We start from the raw sequence: 19,205 nt of genomic DNA on the forward strand, positions 1-19,205 counted from the left end.
CAACACCACTATGTCGGTGATGAACAGTAGGTGACGTCGGGAATCGGATCGCCCCGGCTACCAGCACCAGGCGTACTATAGAAATCTGACTGCGCCCGGACCGATTGGCGGCTCGTCGGCGAGGAAGGCGAGCAATTCTGGCTCCCGGTCCAGCCGCCCGGTGGACTGTTGGTCTACTCCGTTGGCCGCGATCCTGCTCCTGATGGAGCCGCTGCGGTCGTGGTCCCGAAGTGTGTTCTCTACCGTTGTCAGCACGATGGCTCGGGATGCCGTCCCGGTGGGTGCAGCGAGCAGGCTGCGCAGGTGCGGCCACCGAATCGCGAGCACGGCGAGCTTGGCCAGTTGGTAGATGGTCATTTCCTGCTCGGCGCCAGCTAGTAGGTATTCCTGGCGAATCGTGTCGTAGAAGCGCAGGAGGTTGACGAACCGTTTCACCTCTCGCGGATTCCAGCCCAGATGGGAGACAACAGCGGCGATGATGCTGTCCATCTCTGGGTCGCCGGTGCCGAGGCGCCTTCTGAGGATGCGGCGTGCCGCCTCCTTCGCCTCTGGAGACAAGTGGCGCGCCACGTGCTCCGACTCGAACCCGATTTGTCCTGCGGCGATCCCTTCGAGACCTCGGACGTTGGCAACGATGTCGTCCACCGACCGGACAGCGGCGAGTTCCTGCTCATACGCACGCACCCGCTCTTCGGACAATTGGCGCTCGACGCCATGGTCTGTGCGGGCTCCGCCGCCAGAGAGGGTGTGGCCGATGAACTCGCGTACGGCATCGTCTGTCGGAGTCGGCAAGGTGATCGCGAGCTGCACAAGCTTGTCGAGGAACCGCCAGCCGAGCCCTGGGCCGTCGGCGTTGTCGCTGCGGCCGTAGGCGACCTCGAGCTGGCTGGCCACCATCTCCGGCTCCATTGCTACCACGAACACACAGTGCGGGAACTGACCGGCGAGGAACAGGTTCAGGGCCTCGACCATCTGGGCCACGGTCGTTGGCGTGCACCGGTCCAGATCGTCGATGAACACAACCAGTGGGCGCTTGGCCGTGCCGATCAGGTCCAGCACGGCGGTCACGTCGTGGTGCACCAGGTGCAGGAAGCCGGTCCGGGCCCTGTACTTCGGATCGGCGATGTCCGCGCCGATCCCGCCGGTCAGGTCAGACACTGCAGCCCGGCTCGAGGTGGCGACATCCGGTGGGTGGACCAAATCGGGCAGTACTCGACCGGCGCGGGTGGTCAGCACGCTGATGACCTGGGCCAGCACTACGCCGATCACGCCGACTGAAACGCCCGCCGGACGTAGCGAGGAGAGCACTGGGATGCCCGCAAGGGTCAGTACCAGGCCGATCGCGACCACGGCACCGAGCCAGGCGAGTGTCGGCAGCAGCCGGCTGAGCACGATCCGATAGATCCGTCGCCGAACTGCTTCGGTGTCGACCCGGCTGAGGTTGAGCGCAAGCCAGAACCGCTCCCTGTCCACGCTGGACATACGTTCGGTGGTCTGGCGGATGAGATCGTGCGCGAGCCCCGCCCAGACCTGTTCCCCAGTCTGGTACATCCACGGGTTGAACCAGACAGTTGGCCGCCAGGGGGTGCCATCCACGTGGGATGGCGAATCCGTTGCCAAGGTGGTGGTTCTGATCGGCGTGCCGTACGTGGTTCCCCGCACGTCGACTACCGGAGCCAAGTTGTTACGGCGCAGCAGCTTCAGCACCGCCAGGAGCCGTGGCTCGCGTCGGCTGATTTTCGCCAGCTTTCCCTGGCTGTCCGATGTGAGAGAAATAGAGCGTCGCGTGTGCTCGGTCTGCGGCGGGTCGAGCCGATCCCGGACCATGCGCAACAACGAAGTCTTGCCGGCGCCCCATGGGCCCTTCACCGCGATTGCCAGCGGTGGACGGGTGCCCGCGTCGACGAGGAAGGATGCCAATGCTTCGGCGTGCTTCCAGTACCCGAGCCGGTCCTCGGTCGTCCAGTAGTCGCTGAGCACCGTGGTCGGATCGGCAAGCTCGGCAGGGCTCGCAAGCCGCGGTGGCGCGCCAGCCGCGTTGTCCTGCCTCGGCTCCAGAAACGCCTCCATCGGCAACTCAGCCACGATCTCAACCGCCGCCGCCGCATCGACCCCAAGCCGGGACATCGTAGCGGCGATCTCCCCGGCAACCAGGGCCGCAGCCATCGCTGTCCCACTGTTGCGGCCGTAGCCCGCCCCCGCCCCGAGTTCGATCGTCGTGGTCAGCAGGTCGAGGCAGGGTGCCGAGATCGCACCGCGACCGCTGCGCACGCTGCGCGTCCATCCGCCGACCGGATCCCGCACCATGCCAGCGACCGCGATCACACCGTCGACATTGGCCGGAAAGCCGGGCTCCTCCACACCGTAGTCGCCGGCGGGCGCAACCACGATCCCGATCCGCTCTTTCGCGCGAGATACCACCCGGGCATAGGTTATGGAGAGAGCGTCGTCCGGCCTCGCCTCCCGACCGACTCCGAACAGGAGGATATGGGCCCCATTCTCCGTTGCCGTGCTGATGGCCCCAAGTGCAGCGCCGTCCATGGTGCGGCCGTCCGCGTCGAGCTCGGGACCGCAGCTGATCAGACGGGCGGCGGGCGCCCGCTGCAGTACCAGGCCGGCCATCATTGTGGCCGCCGAGGTCATCGCCAGGTCATCGACCGCGTCGGCTACGGCACCCTCAAACCATGGATGCGGATACACCTGTCCGCACACGAGGCCGATGGTCACGCCCTCGCCAGCGGTGCCGCGCCGCAGCGGCAGGACCTCGTCGTGTTCCTCGGCAAGCCGGCCGAGGCTAGGCACATCCGTCACGCTGAGTTAATCGCTGACAACAGCCATAATGTGTCAGGTTGGGGTGGCCACTTTGGGTTTCACCGGGAGGCCGATCACCCCGGCCGCGACACCGTGCGCTCGCAGAACCGCTGCTGGAATATCGACCGGGCAGACCCGGTGATCCGCTTGACCCCGGTCTGGCGGCGGCGGCGCGATCCAGCAGTATCCTGCGGCAGCTCATCGCGCAGCTCGACCGGGCAGACCTCCTCAACAGACCGCAGTTGTCCCTCGTCGCCGAGGGTGCTCGTCGACCTGATCATCGACCCCCGCGTGTACACCGCGACCAACTCCGCAGTGCCCGGTCTGCCAGCACGCCGGAAGGGATATCGGATGGGACCACGCGAACCTCCCGTCGATCAGAGCACCAACTATTCATCGCGGGCATCTGATCAGGCGTTTCACGACGCCGCCAAGCACGTGTGGCTCTTCGGGCCGGTCTGAGATCGCCCGGTCGTGCGGTGGCGGGGGCGAGCGTGTTGATCACGCGCGAAGTGCTGCTCGAGCGGTTCGACGCTGCGATGGACCTGGTTCGCGTCCAGCGCGGGGATCAGGTCCGATCGCTGATTCCCGACAGAGCCGCCGAAGGCGGTCGACCACTGGTGATCACGAGTGTTAAGTTGTTCTACTCGCCTCAGGGGCGAGAGTCGCGAATCGCGCTGTTTCGTGGCCCGTGATTCGACCCCGAAGTGGTCACGTGCGGCTGAACGCACGTCCGCGGTGGTCGGTTCGATCCGGCCCGCGGCGACGGTGTTCTCAATGTGGGTCAGAGCGTGGCGGAGCCGTGATCTACCCGAGAGACCCGCACGGGCCGGTGCTGGGTGGTGACATCGTCGACGAGGGTGAGGTGCTGGGGTTCGGCTACGAGCCGACATCAAACCCGCACGCCGGGTGCGACCAGTTGCTTCTCGTGGGCGAAGAGGGTTTGACGCGGCCCGCGCGACCGGTGCCGAGCAGTGCGGCAGGGGTGCGGACCCTGGCACCGATGCCCGCTGAGCGGGCTGGGGTGCACGTCGTGGCGGCAGAGGCGGTCACACCGGGGCTCGCTGGCATGGTGCGGGAGGTGCTCGATCGGCACCGTTCTCGCTTCGTCAAGCCACTCCTCGACCGCGTGGTGGGGAGCGATCGCGAGGTGGGTCAGCGATTTGCCACCGCGGTAGAAGTGCTTCTGCTGGCGCCAGAATTGCCAGCGGTCGATCATGTCCCACGCGAACGCGCTCTCGACGCCTGCCGGTTCGATGAGGTTGCGCAGGAAGTACCAGAGGTCGTCGGTCTCGTGCCGCGCCGATACAGCATCCACTCGACGTCGCTCACGTCAGGGCGGGGAACTCGGTGTCCGGGAAGGCCTCAGGGTGAGGCCAGGCGATGTAGTGGGCGCGCACGATCTCCGCGTTCGCGGGCACGATCGACGGACTTGACCGGATGTGGACGGTCACGCCGGGCACTACCCCACGGAGGGCTTGATCTCCGGTTTGCAATCGCAGGATGAACGCTTGTGGGGTGAGTTCTCCGACGACGTTCAAGGCGATGATCCGCCGGGGGAACCACAAGGGAGTGGAGGGCCACCTCCACCGCCAACTCGTATCGGTCCGATGGTTACCTGCGCCGAGCCTTGAAACCGGTTCGCGACGCGATTCCAGACCAGGTCCCTGAAGGACTTGCGCACCTCCGGGCAGCGACGACCGCGAGCTCGGCGAGGGCGAGGCCGATAGCGCAGAGGGATTCCACCAGGTAGGCGGCAGGCAGCGGACACACACGTCCTCGGCTCCTGGTGGCGATCGAAGCGCCGAACGTGGCGACCGAACGGCCGGACACAGGGTCAAGGTCGTGACTGCGACGGTGAACCGTGCGGCGGCTGCCCTCGCGCGGGCCGGGGCGGAGCACCGTTCCAGGAGTTCGTCAAAGGAAGGCAGGTTTCGCACCGCGTCGACCTCAGCCTGGTTACCGATGCCGGGTCTCCCGGTTGCGTGAGCGGCCCATCGGGCCAGCGGGGCGCGAGAGCTCGCACGACGTCGTCGACCCGCCTGAGGATGACTTCACCAACATCGGCCAGTCCGAATCCGAGCCGTGGGACGAGTACGGAGTCGATCCCGGTGGCCAAAAGCGCCAACTGGTGCAGCGAGGCCGGAGGACGCTCGAGAGATCCTGGCAGGACCCGGAAGACGTCGTCACCCCACCGGACGAGTACGTCTTGCCGTGTGTCGTAGGGTGCGAAGTCCTCCAGTCTTGAGAGGTCAGTAGCCCCTGGAGCAGCGACTCCAGATCAATCGCGGCCGCGTCCCGCTTGCCGCGCGGACGAACCTGAAGGAGTGCCTCGTACAGGAGCGCGATCGACAACAAGCGATGCCCCGCTGTCGGAGACGCCGCCGCAGCCTCGAGGACCGGGGCCAATGTCGGAGCCGCGAATGGCTCGATGACAGCTGCGAGTGGATGACAGCCACCGGCACGTTCCCGGCGTAGGCGATCCTTCTTGCTCATCGACCACATCCCTCGCCACCACGTCGCACGATAGGCGATGGCCATGTCCGCAAGCTCGTGACGAGCCGTGTCAAGATCACTTTCTGGCGCGCCGCCCGACCGGAATACCAGTCTGGTTCGCGCTGGTCGTTCCAGGCCTTGGCGCCACGCGAGACTCGGTACCGCCAACGGTGGCGAACTTGCGCCCTGCCGTAACTTGCAGAGACACTGATCTGTAGAAGCAGAGTCCTGCCCCAACGGGATCACCTGTGAACGCTCAAGTTATTCCCGGGGCCTGCGCTCGCGTAGTTCCGCAGGTGGTGGGTTCCTGATGATGTTCTACCCTGTGGTCTTCTTCTTGTCGTCGGCGGCTCCCTTGGGTCGTTTGTTCGGCCGGTAGCTGGGGCCGTTCATGAACACCTGGTGGCTGGTGTTGATCAGCCGGTCGAGCAGTGATTCGGCGACGACGGCGTTGGGGAACAACGGATACCAGTCAACCGGTGAACGGTTGCTGGTGAGCACGAGTGAGCGCCCGGCTCGTTCGTTGATCAGTTCGTAGAGGTCGTCGGCTTGTCGTGCGGTGAGTTCGCGCATGCCGAAGTCGTCGAGGATCAGCACGGGTGGCCGGGCCAGTTCGCGTAGCCGTCGGCCCCAGGTGCCGTCTGCGTGTCCGCCGGCGAGGTCGGCCAGGACGCGACTGGTCTTGGCGAATCGGACGTCGGCTCCATGCCGGATTGCCATGTGCCCCAACGCTTGTGCGATGTGTGTCTTGCCGACCCCGACCGGGCCGTAGAGGATCACCGACTCGCCTGCGTGCAGCCAGCGCAGCGCGGCGAGGTCGCGGATCTGCGCGGCGGGCAGCTTGGGGCTGGCGTGGAAGTTGAACTCCTCCAGGGTGGTCTGTGCGTCGAAGTGGGCGCGGCGCAGCCGACGACCCATCGCGGTGAGCTCGCGGCGGCCGATCTCGTCGTGGCAGAGGATCTGCAGGAACTCCAGGTGGCCGAGTTCCCCGCCGCGGGCCTGGGCGAGGCGGGCGTCGAGGGTGTCGAGCATTCCGGAGAGCTTGAGCATGCGCAGGGCGTCGCGCAGCGCGGTGTCGATGACGGTCACAATGCTTCCTCGCTGTCTGTGCCCGGGGCTGCCCGGTTGGGTTCGATGGGGGCCGGGGTGCGGTGATCGCCGAGTTCGTCGTGGGCATCGGTGTCGTGATCGACGCTCGGGTTGGCGTTGTCCGCGGCGGGCTCGGGGTCCGGGGTGGGCAGGGCCACGACGTTCGCGAAGAGCTGCGAAGGGCCGTGCAGATGCGCCGCGGCGCCTCCGTCGCCGGTCGACTCGGGCGCCGGGTCGACCTCGGTGCCGGCGGCCAGGATCCCTTTGACCGTGCGATAAGTCGGGTCACCCACCTCGATCGCCCGGGCGCAGGCCTTCTCCAGCCGGGCCGGCCCGTGTTTGCTGGCCAGCCCGAGGACCCCTTGCGCCGCGCGCAGCCGGAACAGGGCGTTGACCTCAAGCAGCCCGCCGATCAGCTCGACGCAGGACGGGCCGATGTCGGCGGCCTGGCCGCGGCACCAGGTCGGGGTCCGCATCTTGAACGCGATCTTCTCCGGCGGGTAGTGCGACAGGTCAGTGGACTTCCCTGCCGGTCGGCGGCCGTGGGTGGCGATCAACTCCCCGTTGTCGAAGATCTGCACCACCGTAGGGGTCTCACGGGCGTCGACGCGGCGGCCCATATGCCGCCACGGCACCGAATACAACGACTTGCCCACCCGGACATGGATATCCGGGCCGATCGTCCCGGTCGACCACGTGGCGAGCACGAACCGCTTACGGGGCACCGCTTGCAGCTCACTGGCTTCGACCGCGTCGAACACTGACAACGGGGCCGCACCACCGAGAGGGCGGCACTGCCGGCGCCCGGCCACGTCCCGACACCAGAGCACGGCTTGTTCCTGCATGTGTTGCAGGGACACGAATTCCCGGCCGCGCCAGAACGAATCCCGGACATAGGGCATCGGCCGTTCCACCCGCAGCTTGTCCTTCGGCTTCGCCGCCCGCGCCGGGTCGACCAACGTCGTGTAGTGCTCGGCGAGTTCGGCATAGGATCGGTTGATCTTCGGGTCGTAGAGGTCGGGCTTGTCGACCCCGGTCTTGAGGTTGTCCGGCACCAGCCGGGCCGGCACCCCGCCGAAGAACTCGAACGCCGCGACATGGCACTCCGTCCACGCCCGCTGGTCCATCACCAACACCGGACGCACGAACATATGCCGCGATGCGGGCAGCACCATCACGAACGCCCACACCCGCCGCCGCTTACCGCTGCGCGGGTCGACCCACGCGCCCAGATGCCCGTAGTCGATCTGCGCTTCCCCACCCGGTTCCGGCTCGTCCATCAGCACCGTGACCCGGTCGCGGCGGACTTCCTCGGGCAGATTCGCCGCCACCCACCGGTTCAACGACGCCAGACTGGCCGGCAGGTCCCGCTCATCGCGCAGCCGCTGCCAGATCGTGGCCTGGGTGACACCGGCCTTGAGCATGTCGACGAAGTAGTCGCGGTGCTGCTCGATCTGCGGCAATGTCGTCTGCCACAGCCGCGTGTCGGTGACCGCGGGGAACCACTTGCCGGTCAACTCCGCCCAGTCCGCGGCGGTCATCGACGGCCCGCCCGGGATGATCCCGGCGTCGATCGCCGGGGTCACGTACTTCTTGATCGTCTTGCGGTCCACACCCAGACTGGCCGCGACCTCGCTCTGCGAGCGACCCGCATACCAGTGGACCAGGATCTCGGTCACATTCGTCACGTCGAACGTTCTCCTCGCCATCTCACTCCCCGGCCACCGGTCGTGAACGGGGCAAGCCTGTGCTCCTGCGAGGAACCCACACGCGCGACACGCTCACCTTCCCGGTGGGGAATTACGTGAGCGCCGCCCTGCGGAATTACGTGAGCGAAAACCGGTCAGACCTGGGGAATTCCATGAGCGCTGACATCACCGCCTTCGGATCCCTTCACCTCTCCGAGAACGTGCTCGACCGTGTTCTACGATGGCGCACCGTGGACGCAGCTGATCTTGGTTTGAGGTACGCAGAGACGCTCATATGGCCAGCAGTGGTCGGCATCCTCCTAGTCGTGGGCATGAGACTCTTCGCTCCGCGACGCGCGACCCCACCAGCGCCCCAATCCCCCTCGTACGGCTTGACGTGGAACAGGCCGACAACCACGTTTACGGAGAAGGTGTCAGAGTCAATCGCCGACGCAGAAGCTCTCGTCCCGGCGGAGACAGCCACGCCAGATCCCATTGTGCACCTGCAGCAAGCAGTGCGACTCTCTCCCACGCAGTACCGCGACGGCGCTCGCGGGGTGCACGAACACTTTCGCGCCGGACGCGTGGTGATCTTGGATCTTACTTCCGTCGAGGAACGCACAGCACTGCGTTTCGTGGACTTCTCCATCGGTTTGATCTTGGGGTCCAGGGGAACATTCTTTCAAGTTTCGAGCACCGTCATCCTGCTGACTCCCCGAGCGACGGCGGACTAAGCCTCAATCCGTCGAGGCGCACCACAACTTCGAGTCCTGACGAGGATTGAGCCAGTGACCAGTGAAAATCAGCCACAACCTGCGACAATCCCCGACGAGGCGGCGACGAAGCGCGAGGCCGCAGGGCGAGTTCAGACGGTGGAAGCATCTGAACTCGCCGACATCTTCGCCCGCGGACCCGCGAACGACCTGATCCACAAGTGGTTCGTGGCGGGGGTCGGCTGGCAACCATCGCCATTCGGCGACTTCGAACACCTCGGCACCGGACTCGGCGGCGACCCCACCCCGATCCAACAACCCAACGGGCAACTCGATATCTTCGGCCGCGGCACCAGCGACGACCTCGTCCACAAGTGGTTTGTACCCGGCACAGGCTGGTCCCCCTCCCCTACGGCGACTTCGAACACTTGGGAGCCGATTACTAGAGTTCCGACTTCTAGAGGGTGCGGAAACCGAGCTCAACGCCATGAGCACGGCCAGAACGATGAGGGCGGAGGGACGTATTGATCTCAGTGGCAGCCTATCCTCCCAGGGCTGTGGGTTACTCCCTGACACTCGGCACGCTAACCACGTCCGACCGGGTGCTGCGCTGTTCGCCTGCGCGCCGAACGGTCATGAACACTCCGTTGGCCGATGGGCCGAATCGGAGTTGCATGTGATGATCTGTGCGGTGACCGATGCTTCGAGAGACGATGAAGACCACAGAGACTCGCCGACACGATTTGCGGACGATCTGAAGGCAATCGTGTCGAAGAAGCACAGCGGGAAGTCGGTCCGGGAAATCGGCGACGCGGCGGCCATCGCTCCCTCCACGGTGAGCGAGTTCTACTCGGGCAAACGACGGCCGAGCGAGGACTTCCTGGTCAGGGTTCTCATGGCGGTCGGCCAGTCATCCACCCACGGTCGAAGCGTGGCGGGAACGGCTCACGAGACTCCGGGAACCCGGCTACGACACAGTGGCCATGGTCACGGGCGTCCCGCAGCGGCGGTTCCACCTCACGATCGCAGTATCCGTGCTGATCACAGCGGCGGTCGCGACCCCGGTAACGCTCCGGTTCAGCCGACCGCCCACCGGGCAAGCGGACGTTCCCGCAGCGCTGCGGCCGGTCGCGATCGAGGTTCAGAACATGGTGGCGTTGGGTGCCGACGTGCTCAAGCCTGACGTGAGCCCTGTTTGCCCGTCGAGCCGCACTGTTGGGCGGTGCTCCGCGACAGGGTGCAAGCTGCCCAGCACCGAAGTCGACACGGGCGCGATGCTAGTCGCCGTCTGTCAGACCCGCGGTGAGGAACTGGTCAACTACAACCTCGACTCGACGGCGACGGACAATCCGCATCGAGCCAGCTCCGCGCGCTGGTGCCGGATTAAACTCCCCGATCTCCGCGATGGCTATCTGAGCGAGGTCTACACCGCTCCCTCCTACCGAGGTGGGCTCGGTTTGCCCATCTGCTCGTCGTGACGCCGACGTTCCACCTTCTGCGTTTCGGAATATTCGCGATGACTGAGGGAGTCCACGTTGGATCTGCACACGCCCGCTGACTTCGCTCAGGCGCTCGACCGGCTCCGCCGCGCTTCCGGGAAGTCGTATCGCGAACTACACAAAGAATGTGGCCTGCCACAAAGCACGATTTCCACGTGGTGCAAGGGGCGGCACCTTCCTCAGGTGTCGATGCGCGCCGATCTCGCCCGGCTCCTCGCCGCGCTCGGTGTTGAGGAACTCGCGCGGAAGACGTGGTTCGAAGGACTCGCTCAAGCGAGACAACAAACCAGGCGCACTTCACCGGCATTCAATCCGTACCTCGGCCTCCGCGCGTTCCAGCCGGAAAACGCGGCCATGTTCTTCGGGCGCGAAAAAGAGGTCGAAGCACTCGTCGGCGCGTCGAAGATGGGGCCGTTGGCCGTCGTGGGGCCGTCTGGCTCGGGCAAGTCCTCCCTGCTGCGTGCGGGACTCATTCCAGCGCTCCCCCAGGGGAAGGTCATCACGCCCGCCGAGGCGCCAGTGGAGTCGGTGCTCAAGGCGCCGCACGAACTCGTACTGGTCGTCGACCAGTTCGAGGAACTGTTCACCACCTACGACGAAGCCAACAGAGTCCGGTTCGTCGACGCGCTGCTGGACCGCTCGACGCCAGTGGTCATCGGGCTACGCGCCGACTTCTACGCGCATGCTATGCGGATTCCCCGCTTGGCAGAACTCCTGCAGCACCACCAGATGCTGGTGACGCCCATGAGCGAGACGCAGCTGAGGGTGGCGATCACCGGGCCCGCGCGGGCCGCCGGCTTCGACCTGGACCCCGGTCTCGTCGAGTTGCTGCTGCGGGACACCGCACAACAGCCTGGCGGGCTTCCGCTGTTGTCGCACACGCTTCACAGCATCGTCGAGACCTGGACCGAGCAGCGCTCATCGCGCCGGACGATCGACCTGACCCACTATTGGTCGGTGGGCGGCGTGCACGGGGCAATCGCGCAGACCGCGAACTCCGCATTCCGATCGTTGAACCGCGCACAGCGAGTCGTTGCCCAAAACCTCTTCCTACGCCTGGTGAACGCGGGCGACAGCACTGCCGTCACCCGGCGCCGGGTGACCTTCAGCGAGCTGTTCAACGGGCGCGTCGACGACGAGGTAGACGATCTCACCGAGGTGTTCGAGGTCTTCGTCGCACACCGGCTGCTCACCGCGGATGAGCACATCGTCGAGATCAGCCACGAGTCGTTGCTGGGCGCCTGGCCGTTGCTGCAGGAGTGGCTCGCGCACGACCGCGTGGGTCACCATCTCCACAATCGGCTTACCGGCGTCGCTCGCGACTGGCAGCAGAACGGCCGCCAGCCTGAACACCTCTACGTCGGTGGAACTCTCGTATCCGCGCTGGAATGGGCACGGTCGGCTGCTGGAGAGGCCGCGCTCAACCCGCTTGAACGCGAGTTCCTCGCCGTCTCCGAAGAGGCACGCACGGCGCGGCGCGAAGCCGACCGCACGCGCGTTCGCCGCCGATACCAGCTGCTGATCCTGCTCGTGGTGACTTCGCTGCTCGCGGTGGGGGCGGCGTTCTACGCGAACCAGGTCAGCACGACCGCCTCACGCGACAACCGACTCGCCCTGTCGCGCGAGGTGTCGGACAAGGCGGATCGGCTGCGGGACAAGGACCCCGTCCTCGCCGCCCAGCTCGCGCTCGCAGCACACAATCTGGCCCCGACGCCCGAGGCGCGGTCAGCTGTCCTTGATTCCTCCGCTCGGCCGCTCCCCCGGCGCAGCAGCGCCTGGGACGGCACCACGACCGTGATGACGTCAGCCGGCGGCTTCCTGGTGTTCGGCACAGACTCAGGGCACGTCCAGATCGAACAAGCTGACACCGGCCGGCACGTCGCGGACCTACGCGTCGCCCGCCCTATCGTCGCTATCGCGGCCAGCTCGAATGGGTCCTTGCTGGCGGCGGGCGATGACCGGGGCGAAGTCACCGTGTGGAGCCTCAGCCCTTCTACTTCTCCCACGGAGGAAAAGACGTTCAACACCGGTTCCAGCAGGCTGTTCGCCCTGGCGTTCAGCCCGGACGGCCTGCACCTCGCTGCCGGCAACGGGGCCGGGGAGGTGCAGATATGGACGCCCCGTGAGGCAACGCCACCTGTAGTCCTGACCGGGCCTGCACAAGCAGTGAAAGGAGTGGCGTTTCTCCCGGACGGAACGGCTGTCGCAGCTGGCAGCGACGATAGCATCGTTCACCTCTGGAGCCTCGCCGTCCCCGGCGAATCCGTGGTGTTCAAAGGGCCTACCAGCAAGATCTTCGGCATTGCTGTGTCGCCCGATGGCAAAACGCTGGCCGCAGGTACGGCGGGCGAACAACGTGTCTACACCTGGAACCTGTCTGATCCGACTGCCCCGCCACGGCAGTGGACAGGACCAGCGAGTTGGATCAACGCCGTGGCGTTCAGCCCCGACAGCACCGCGCTCGTCGCAGGCAGTTCGGACACGCTCTTGTGGCGGTGGGACATGCGGTCCGGTCAGGCCCTGCCCCCGCTTCCACACCCGAAGCCCTTGACCGCTATCGAGTTCCGCGACTCTCACACGATCCTCACGCTGGCGACCGACGGGCGCACCCGAACCTGGACGGTGCCGGGCTCGGTGCTCAGCGGTCCGAGCAAACAGGTGTTCTCGACGTCGTTCGACCTGTCCGGCGACAGGCTGCTGGTCGGCTCCGGCGACAACCGGCTCCGGCTGTGGGACGTGACGGACCCGCACAGGGCGAGGCTGACAGGCGAGTTGACAGGCGGCTCGGCAAGCCCATCACCGCTCAGCGGAGCATCCACGCTCACTAGCGACGGAGCGACAGCGATCGCCGGAACCACCGATGGCAGCATCGTGTTGTGGCGGGTCGACCGGTCGGACGAGCCGGTTTCGCTGAAAGTGGCGGCCTCGACCATCCAATCCGTCGTGCTCAGCGCTGACGATCGTACCGCTGCGGTGGGCAGCGACGACAAGTCCGCGTACCTCGTCGACCTCTCCGACACCGCCCACCCGAAAATGATCTCCAGCCTGAGCGGGACTGCGGACATCATCTATGGTGTCCGGTTCAGCCCGGACACGACGATGCTCGCGGTGGCCGGCGGGGACGGCAAGGGATATCTGTGGGACATCGCCGACAAGACGAACCCAAAACCGCGTGCCACGGTCACCGGATTCCGCGGTCCGGTCTACGCGACGGCGTTCAGCGCGGACGGCACCCTTGTCGCATTCGGTGCTTCTGACTACTCCGTCCGACTGCTCGACCTCACCCACCCCCTCAGCCCAGTCGAGGTGCCAAGCCCTCTGATCGGCCCGGTGGGCGAGGTCTACGAACTCTCCTTTCACCCGGACCGCAGGGAACTCGCGGTCAGCAGCACGGACCGGACCATCTGGCTGTGGAACTTGGCCGACCACCGCAAGCCCGACCACCTCGCCACCCTCACCACCAACGACGCATTGCTTACCCTCGCCCACAGCCCTGACGGACGTCGACTGGCGGCTGGTGGCCGTGATCGCACAGTCCGGGTCTGGGACACAGACCTCGACGCCGTCAAGAACTGGATATGCGGCCAGGCTGGCCAATCGATCACTCCAGAGGAGTGGTCACAGTTCATCCCGGGCGAGCCGTACACCCCACCCTGTTGACGATCAAGGCCTCAAGCCTGCGGGACCGTACGGGAATTGACGGGGAAGCACGGACCCATCAGCCGGTCTACCAGGTCGTTCTGGCCTGCTGCTCCAGTGGAAGAGGCAAAAGCACAACCGCTTTCCGCTGAGAGGAAGACCGCAATGCGAACAGGAAACCTGGTGAACATCGTCTCGGCCGTCGCCGTGGCGATGGCAGGGTTGATCGTCACGACCGGTACCGCGGCCGCCACCGATGTCGGCGGTGACGGAAACCCGGCCAACGTCTGCCCGAACGGCTACACCGTCGCCTCCGCGCCGATCCTCCGCAACGGCCAGACCATCGGCCTCGTGGAAATGCGCTGGTCGTGGACCTGCGGCGGCAACTGGACCCGCACCACGTCCTACATCGGAGCCCGCCAGCTGCAGTCGATGATCGACACGAACCCGTGGGACGGCCGCGAGACCTGGGCCGACGACTACGCGACGCAGAACTGGTCGCCCTTCCGGCGGGTCGCACCGTCACAGGGCATGTGCTCGAACGGATTCATCGAGGACGGCGGCGCGCTCTACCACGCCTCGATCTGCGCCTGATCGCGTTCCAACCCTCACGAGGAGGAACTACCTTGGCAGCATCAGCAAAGTTCGGTATCGCGGGTGTTCTCGCGATCATGGCTATGGTCGGCACCGCGCTTCCGGCGTCCGCCACCGACGTCGGCGGGGATGGAAACCCAGCCGTCGACTGCCCGAACGGCTACACCGTCGCGTCGCGCACGATCGAACGCAACGGACAGGTGATCGGCACGGTGGAGATGCGGTGGTCCTGGGCGTGTTCGGGCAACTGGACCCGCACCACCTCCTACATCGGAGCCCGGCAACTACGATCGGGCATCAACACGCAGCCGTTCGACAGGCACACGTACGGCGATGACTACGCCGTGCAGAACTGGTCCCCGTACCGTCGCGTCGCACCTACTCAGTCGATGTGCTCATACGGGCAGATCATCGACGAGAACGGTTACGGGTGGGGCATGCACTTCTGCGTGTGACTCCGCACGGGCACGGCAAGATCGTCCGCTCCAGTCGCGAGCGGGCGATCTTGCTTGACCGGCAACACCGAGTCCCGCCCCTGACACGAACCTGTGATCAACGCAGCCCACCACCGAATGCATCGACAACCGCCGGACCCGCGTGGTTCACCTGGACCCAGGCGTGCGCCATCGGGTCGATGAACTACGAGATCCGCGACATCAACGCCGGCACGCTGTTGGGTTCGATGATTCAGCGCTGCCCCGCATACCAAGCGTTTGCGCCTTCAGGAGCGAAACTGGAGATCTAAGCGGTCTAGAATTGACGGCACCTGACCCGAACCGTCGCCAACAGAACCAATCCGCAGCACGGATGCAGCGTTTCCGCAGGTCAGCGCGTGATCGGGGCGCCGCTGGGGGTCAAGGGGTCGCAGGTTCGAATCCTGTCAGCCCGACGGTCGATCGAAAGCCCCCTGAACTGGATGTTTACCCAGTTCAGGGGGCTTTCGCGTTCCATGTGGACGATCATGGCCAAGATCGTTCCCGAACGGCCTTGGGGACCACTTGGGGACCAGACTTGGACCACGGCTCAGACCGCCCGTAGTCGGGGACCGCGACGAGCGTGCAGGTGCTTCGCACTGTGGACGCAGATGTCGTCAAGCAGCTTCTGCTGCGGCGAGGACCTTGGCGATCGCGTCGACCGCTTCCCTCGCAGCGGGTTTGAGCAGGTGCGTGTAGATCTCGGTGGTCACCGAAACCGTACAACCGCGCCAAACGGGCAGAACGCCAAGCTCACCTCGTCAAGCCGCGACCGCGACAGCGCTGGCAGGTCGCCTCGGACGCGGCGAGGTGGACACGGGGGTTTTCGGCCTCGGCGGACTCGGTCGGATACATCGCCAACGCGCGGCGCCAGTGGTCGCGTGCTCGGGTGTCGTCGCCCTCGGCCGCGGCCAGGTGGGCGAGGCATTCCTCGGCGCGAGCCTCAGCCAGGGAAAGGTCGCCGTCAAGGGCCATCGTGTGGGCCTTGGTGACGGTCGAGCGGGCCAGGTCTGGCTTTCCCGCGGCGAAGTAGGACTCGGCAAGGCCGATGAGGGCGTCGCACTCCGCCTCGCGCATGCCTGCCAGGTGGACGACGGTGACCGCCGCCGAGCCGGTTTCGATGGCTTCGCCGAGCCTGCCGAGGCAACGCAGGGCGACGCCGAGCCAGGCCAGGGCCAAGCCCTCGCCTCGGGTGAAGCCGATGCCGCGGCTGAGGGCCACGGCGCGGCGGAGGTGGTCGGCGGCGTGCTCATCGTTGTCCTTGGCGTGGGACACCCAGCCGATGTTGATCAGCGCGACGACCTCGCCGGTCGTCCGGTTGGTCCGCTGGTAATGGGCCTGAGCCTGGGCAAAGCTGTCCAGGGCCGCGGTGAAATCGCCGAGGTTGCACTGAATGACGCCGAGGTTGAGGGTGAAGTTGACCTGGCTCTCCACGTCGCCCGCGCGCAGGGCCAAGTCTCTGGCGTCGGCGAAGTTGGCGCCCGCGTCGCGGAGCAGGCCCGCCCGGAACTGGATCTCGCCGAGATCGCTCTTCTGCGCCGCGAGGAGCATGTCGTCGCCGAGATCCGCGCTGATGGCGATCGCTTGGTCCAGCAGGGCCATCACCTCGCTGTGCCCACCGTGTTCACGCTTCGCGCGGGCCATGCTGGCCAAGGCGATGGACTCGCCCCGGCGGTGGCCGAGGCGCCGAGTCGCCCGCAGCGCACCGTCGAACAGTTCCAGCGAGTCGGCGCGGTAGCCCAGTTGGACGAAGTACGGGGTGAGCAGGCAGGGGAGCTGCCAGGCGTGGCCGGGCCAGTCGTGGGTGGCAGCGAACTGGGCCACGGCGACCATGTTGCGGTGTTCGCGATTGAGCCGGTCGACGTCGTCGGTGTCCGATGTGGACGCAGGGACGACCGCGGGCCGGTACCGCAGCTCCGGCTCGAACCGCTGCCTGCCCATGGTGAGCGGGCGGCAGCAGACGTCGGCCAGGTGCAGGTAGTAGTCGAACAGCCTGCCGCGCGCCGCGGTCAGGTCGGCGGCGGTGTCACTCGACTCGGCCAGCGCCCGGCCGCAGTCCTTGAGCAAGTCGTGCATCAAGTAGCGGTTCGCGGTGCGCTGGTCGAGCAGGTTGCAGTCGACCAGGTCCTCCAACGCCTGCTCGGCGTCGAAGAGGGGCAGGTCGGCGACGGCGGCCGCGGCGTAGGCGTCGATATCGGGGCCTGGTGCCAGTGACAGCAGCCGGAACACGCGCTGCTGCACCGGGGAGAGGTGCTGGTAGGACCAGCCGAGCACGCCCGCGACGCTGCGGTCGTCGACGGTCAGCGTGCGAGCGCGCCTGCATGTGTCCCGCAGATGATCGGCCAGGTGGGAAACCGTCCAGCCCGGCCGGTGGCGCAACCGCGACGCGGCGATCCGGATCGCCAGCGGCAGCCTGCCGCACAGCTCGACGACCTCCGCACGGGCGGCGGCCCCGCCCTCGACCCGGCGGGGACCCGCGATGAGGGTGAACAGTTCACCCGCGTCGGCGGCGGGCAGCGCGGTCAGCGACAGCGGCACGGCGCCTTCCAGCGCAAGCAGCTGCCTTCGGCTGGTGATGATGGCGACGGTCCCCGGGGCGCCGGGGAGCAGCGGGCGAACGTGCGCGGCGTCGGCGGCGTTGTCCAGCACCACGATCACCCGCTGTCCGGCGATCTTCGACCGCCACAGGTCCCGGCGCGCGTCCAGGCTGGTCGGGATCGCCTCCGGAGCGACCCCGACCTGGCCTAACAGTGTCTCCAAAGCGACCGACGGCGCGACCCGCTCGTCGTCGAGGGTGAAGCCGCGAAGGTCCACAAAGTACTGTCCATTGGGGTACGCGGAGGCCAGTTGGTGGGCCACGTGCAGCGCGAGCGTGGTCTTCCCGACCCCGCCCATGCCGTCGATCGCCACGATCGCGGGGGCCCGGTCCGGCACGTCGGCGATGGCCTCGACCAGGCGTCGGATCTCGGCCTTGCGGCCGGTGAAGTCCGAGCAGTCATAGGGCAGGAACGACCCGGACGCGGGCCGCGGTGGGTTGTCGCCGCGCAGGATCTCCCCGTGCAGTCGCCGGAGTTCGACCCCTGGGTCGGCGCCGAGTTCCTCGGCCAGCACCTTGCGGCCGTCCTCGAACACTGTCAGCGCGTCCGCCGACCGGCCCGCGCGGCACAGCGCCATCATCAGCGTGGCGCGCAGAGACTCGCGCAGGGGGTGTTCGGCGACCAGCGGAGCGAGGTCACCCAGCAGCGAACCGACCTCGCCGAGGTCCAGCCGCAGCCGAGCGAGCCGCTCGGTGGCGATCAGCCGCTCCTCCCGGAGGCCGTCCGCCGCCCGGCACAGCATCGCGGTGTCCAGGCCGTCGAGGACAGGCCCGCGCCAGATGGCCAATGCCTGCTGCAGCAGCTGTACCGCGTCCATGGTCCGGCCTTCGGCGGCCGCGGTTTCGGCGGCGGCGACGTCGGTGCGGAAGGCATCGGCGTCCAGGTCGCCGGGCGCGACGTCGAGTTGGTAGCCGATGGCACTGGTGGCCAGGTCGTCGGCGAGCACTCGACGCAACGCCGCGGCCGAGTTGTAGACCTGCCGTTTCGCTGTCTGGGGAGGGTCGTCCCACAGCTCGTCGACAAGCCTGGTGAAGGAGACCACCGAGTTGGCGTTCACCAGCAGCAGCGCGAGCAGCTTCTGCTGCCGCTCCCCCGACAATTCCAGACGGTCTCCCGCCGAGACGACCTCCAGCGGACCGAGGATCCGGTACCTCACACCTATTCTCCCCCGGGCAGCTTCGTCACCCAGCACCAGCGAACGACGACGCATTGTAAGACCCAGACAACCCGTCTTCGCGCAAGATTCACTAATCTGCGGTAGCGGGCGTTGACAGCGCCGTGCGTCCTGGTGTGAGATCTCCACGCATCGCGACCGAATCGTCGCGGCAAGTTACTCTATTGGAGTGAATCAGCTATGAGAAAGCCCGCGTTCATCGGCGCGTTACTGGCCGCCGCGGCCCTGGTCGTGGCCACCCTGATCGGCGCGGCGGCCGAAGGGGCGCCGGACCAGACTGGCGACGTCACGGCCATTAACGCGCCCTGTTTCTGCTGAGACGCGGTTAATAATCGACGGTCAGGAAACGCCGACCGACCACGCCGCGGCCACACGTGGATTCATCACCACCGCCGCCGCGTTGGCCGTTCTCCTCGCTGTGACAATGCTGAG

At 66.6% G+C, this 19,205-nt stretch carries 14 protein-coding genes; 7 read left to right on the top strand and 7 right to left on the bottom strand.

What is annotated here, in order from left to right; all coding sequences use genetic code 11:
- Nucleotides 1–75: 75 nt before the first annotated feature.
- The 6 genes from BN1701_RS12605 to istA all read right to left on the bottom strand — a co-directional run bounded on the left by BN1701_RS12605 (nucleotide 76) and on the right by istA (nucleotide 8,084).
- Nucleotides 76–2,811 (bottom strand): P-loop NTPase fold protein, encoded by a 2,736-nt coding sequence (locus BN1701_RS12605; RefSeq protein ID WP_157367949.1) that lies wholly within the window; start codon nucleotides 2,809–2,811, stop codon nucleotides 76–78.
- A gap of 74 nt (nucleotides 2,812–2,885) precedes the next feature.
- On the bottom strand, nucleotides 2,886–3,092 hold the full coding sequence (locus tag BN1701_RS12610) for a hypothetical protein (protein WP_157367950.1): 207 nt from the start codon (nucleotides 3,090–3,092) through the stop codon (nucleotides 2,886–2,888).
- A gap of 611 nt (nucleotides 3,093–3,703) precedes the next feature.
- Entirely contained in the window at nucleotides 3,704–4,129 is a 426-nt protein-coding gene (locus BN1701_RS12620; protein WP_054048533.1) for a hypothetical protein, read from the bottom strand.
- A gap of 10 nt (nucleotides 4,130–4,139) precedes the next feature.
- A complete protein-coding gene (locus BN1701_RS37840) occupies nucleotides 4,140–4,265 on the bottom strand; it encodes a hypothetical protein (RefSeq protein ID WP_255364624.1) in 126 nt (41 codons plus the stop codon).
- A gap of 1,360 nt (nucleotides 4,266–5,625) precedes the next feature.
- On the bottom strand, nucleotides 5,626–6,396 hold the full coding sequence (gene istB / locus BN1701_RS12630) for an IS21-like element helper ATPase IstB (RefSeq protein WP_054048537.1): 771 nt from the start codon (nucleotides 6,394–6,396) through the stop codon (nucleotides 5,626–5,628).
- Nucleotides 6,393–8,084, bottom strand: a complete 1,692-nt coding sequence (gene istA / locus BN1701_RS12635; protein WP_172803236.1) for an IS21 family transposase — start codon at nucleotides 8,082–8,084, stop codon at nucleotides 6,393–6,395. The genes istB and istA overlap by 4 nt, the downstream gene beginning before the upstream one ends.
- Before the next feature lie 332 nt (nucleotides 8,085–8,416).
- On the opposite strand from istA, the gene sepF reads away from it, so the two are divergent.
- From sepF to BN1701_RS12660, 6 genes are all read left to right on the top strand, one after another.
- Nucleotides 8,417–8,818, top strand: coding sequence for a cell division protein SepF (sepF, locus tag BN1701_RS38190; RefSeq protein ID WP_369800674.1), 402 nt, complete (start codon nucleotides 8,417–8,419; stop codon nucleotides 8,816–8,818).
- Between the two features lie 54 nt (nucleotides 8,819–8,872).
- Nucleotides 8,873–9,325, top strand: a complete 453-nt coding sequence (locus BN1701_RS35500; protein WP_157367953.1) for a hypothetical protein — start codon at nucleotides 8,873–8,875, stop codon at nucleotides 9,323–9,325.
- Between the two features lie 455 nt (nucleotides 9,326–9,780).
- Nucleotides 9,781–10,275 (top strand): hypothetical protein, encoded by a 495-nt coding sequence (locus BN1701_RS12645; protein WP_054048541.1) that lies wholly within the window; start codon nucleotides 9,781–9,783, stop codon nucleotides 10,273–10,275.
- Nucleotides 10,276–10,332: 57 nt separating this feature from the next.
- Entirely contained in the window at nucleotides 10,333–13,956 is a 3,624-nt protein-coding gene (locus BN1701_RS12650; protein WP_067520679.1) for a helix-turn-helix domain-containing protein, read from the top strand.
- Nucleotides 13,957–14,100: 144 nt separating this feature from the next.
- Entirely contained in the window at nucleotides 14,101–14,529 is a 429-nt protein-coding gene (locus BN1701_RS12655) for a hypothetical protein (protein ID WP_054048546.1), read from the top strand.
- 32 nt (nucleotides 14,530–14,561) lie between these two features.
- Nucleotides 14,562–14,984 carry a hypothetical protein gene (locus BN1701_RS12660; RefSeq protein ID WP_157367954.1) on the top strand — a complete coding sequence of 141 codons (423 nt, stop codon included), beginning with the start codon at nucleotides 14,562–14,564 and terminating at the stop codon, nucleotides 14,982–14,984.
- Between the two features lie 771 nt (nucleotides 14,985–15,755).
- Here BN1701_RS12660 and BN1701_RS12665 read toward each other — a convergent pair.
- Complete coding sequence (locus BN1701_RS12665; RefSeq protein ID WP_054048549.1) at nucleotides 15,756–18,755, bottom strand: BTAD domain-containing putative transcriptional regulator; 3,000 nt, start codon at nucleotides 18,753–18,755, stop codon at nucleotides 15,756–15,758.
- A 198-nt stretch (nucleotides 18,756–18,953) separates the two neighbouring features.
- On the opposite strand from BN1701_RS12665, the gene BN1701_RS35505 reads away from it, so the two are divergent.
- Complete coding sequence (locus BN1701_RS35505; protein WP_157367955.1) at nucleotides 18,954–19,091, top strand: hypothetical protein; 138 nt, start codon at nucleotides 18,954–18,956, stop codon at nucleotides 19,089–19,091.
- Nucleotides 19,092–19,205 lie beyond the last annotated feature (114 nt).

The sequence above is a fragment of the Alloactinosynnema sp. L-07 genome (assembly GCF_900070365.1).
GTDB lineage: Bacteria > Actinomycetota > Actinomycetes > Mycobacteriales > Pseudonocardiaceae > Actinokineospora.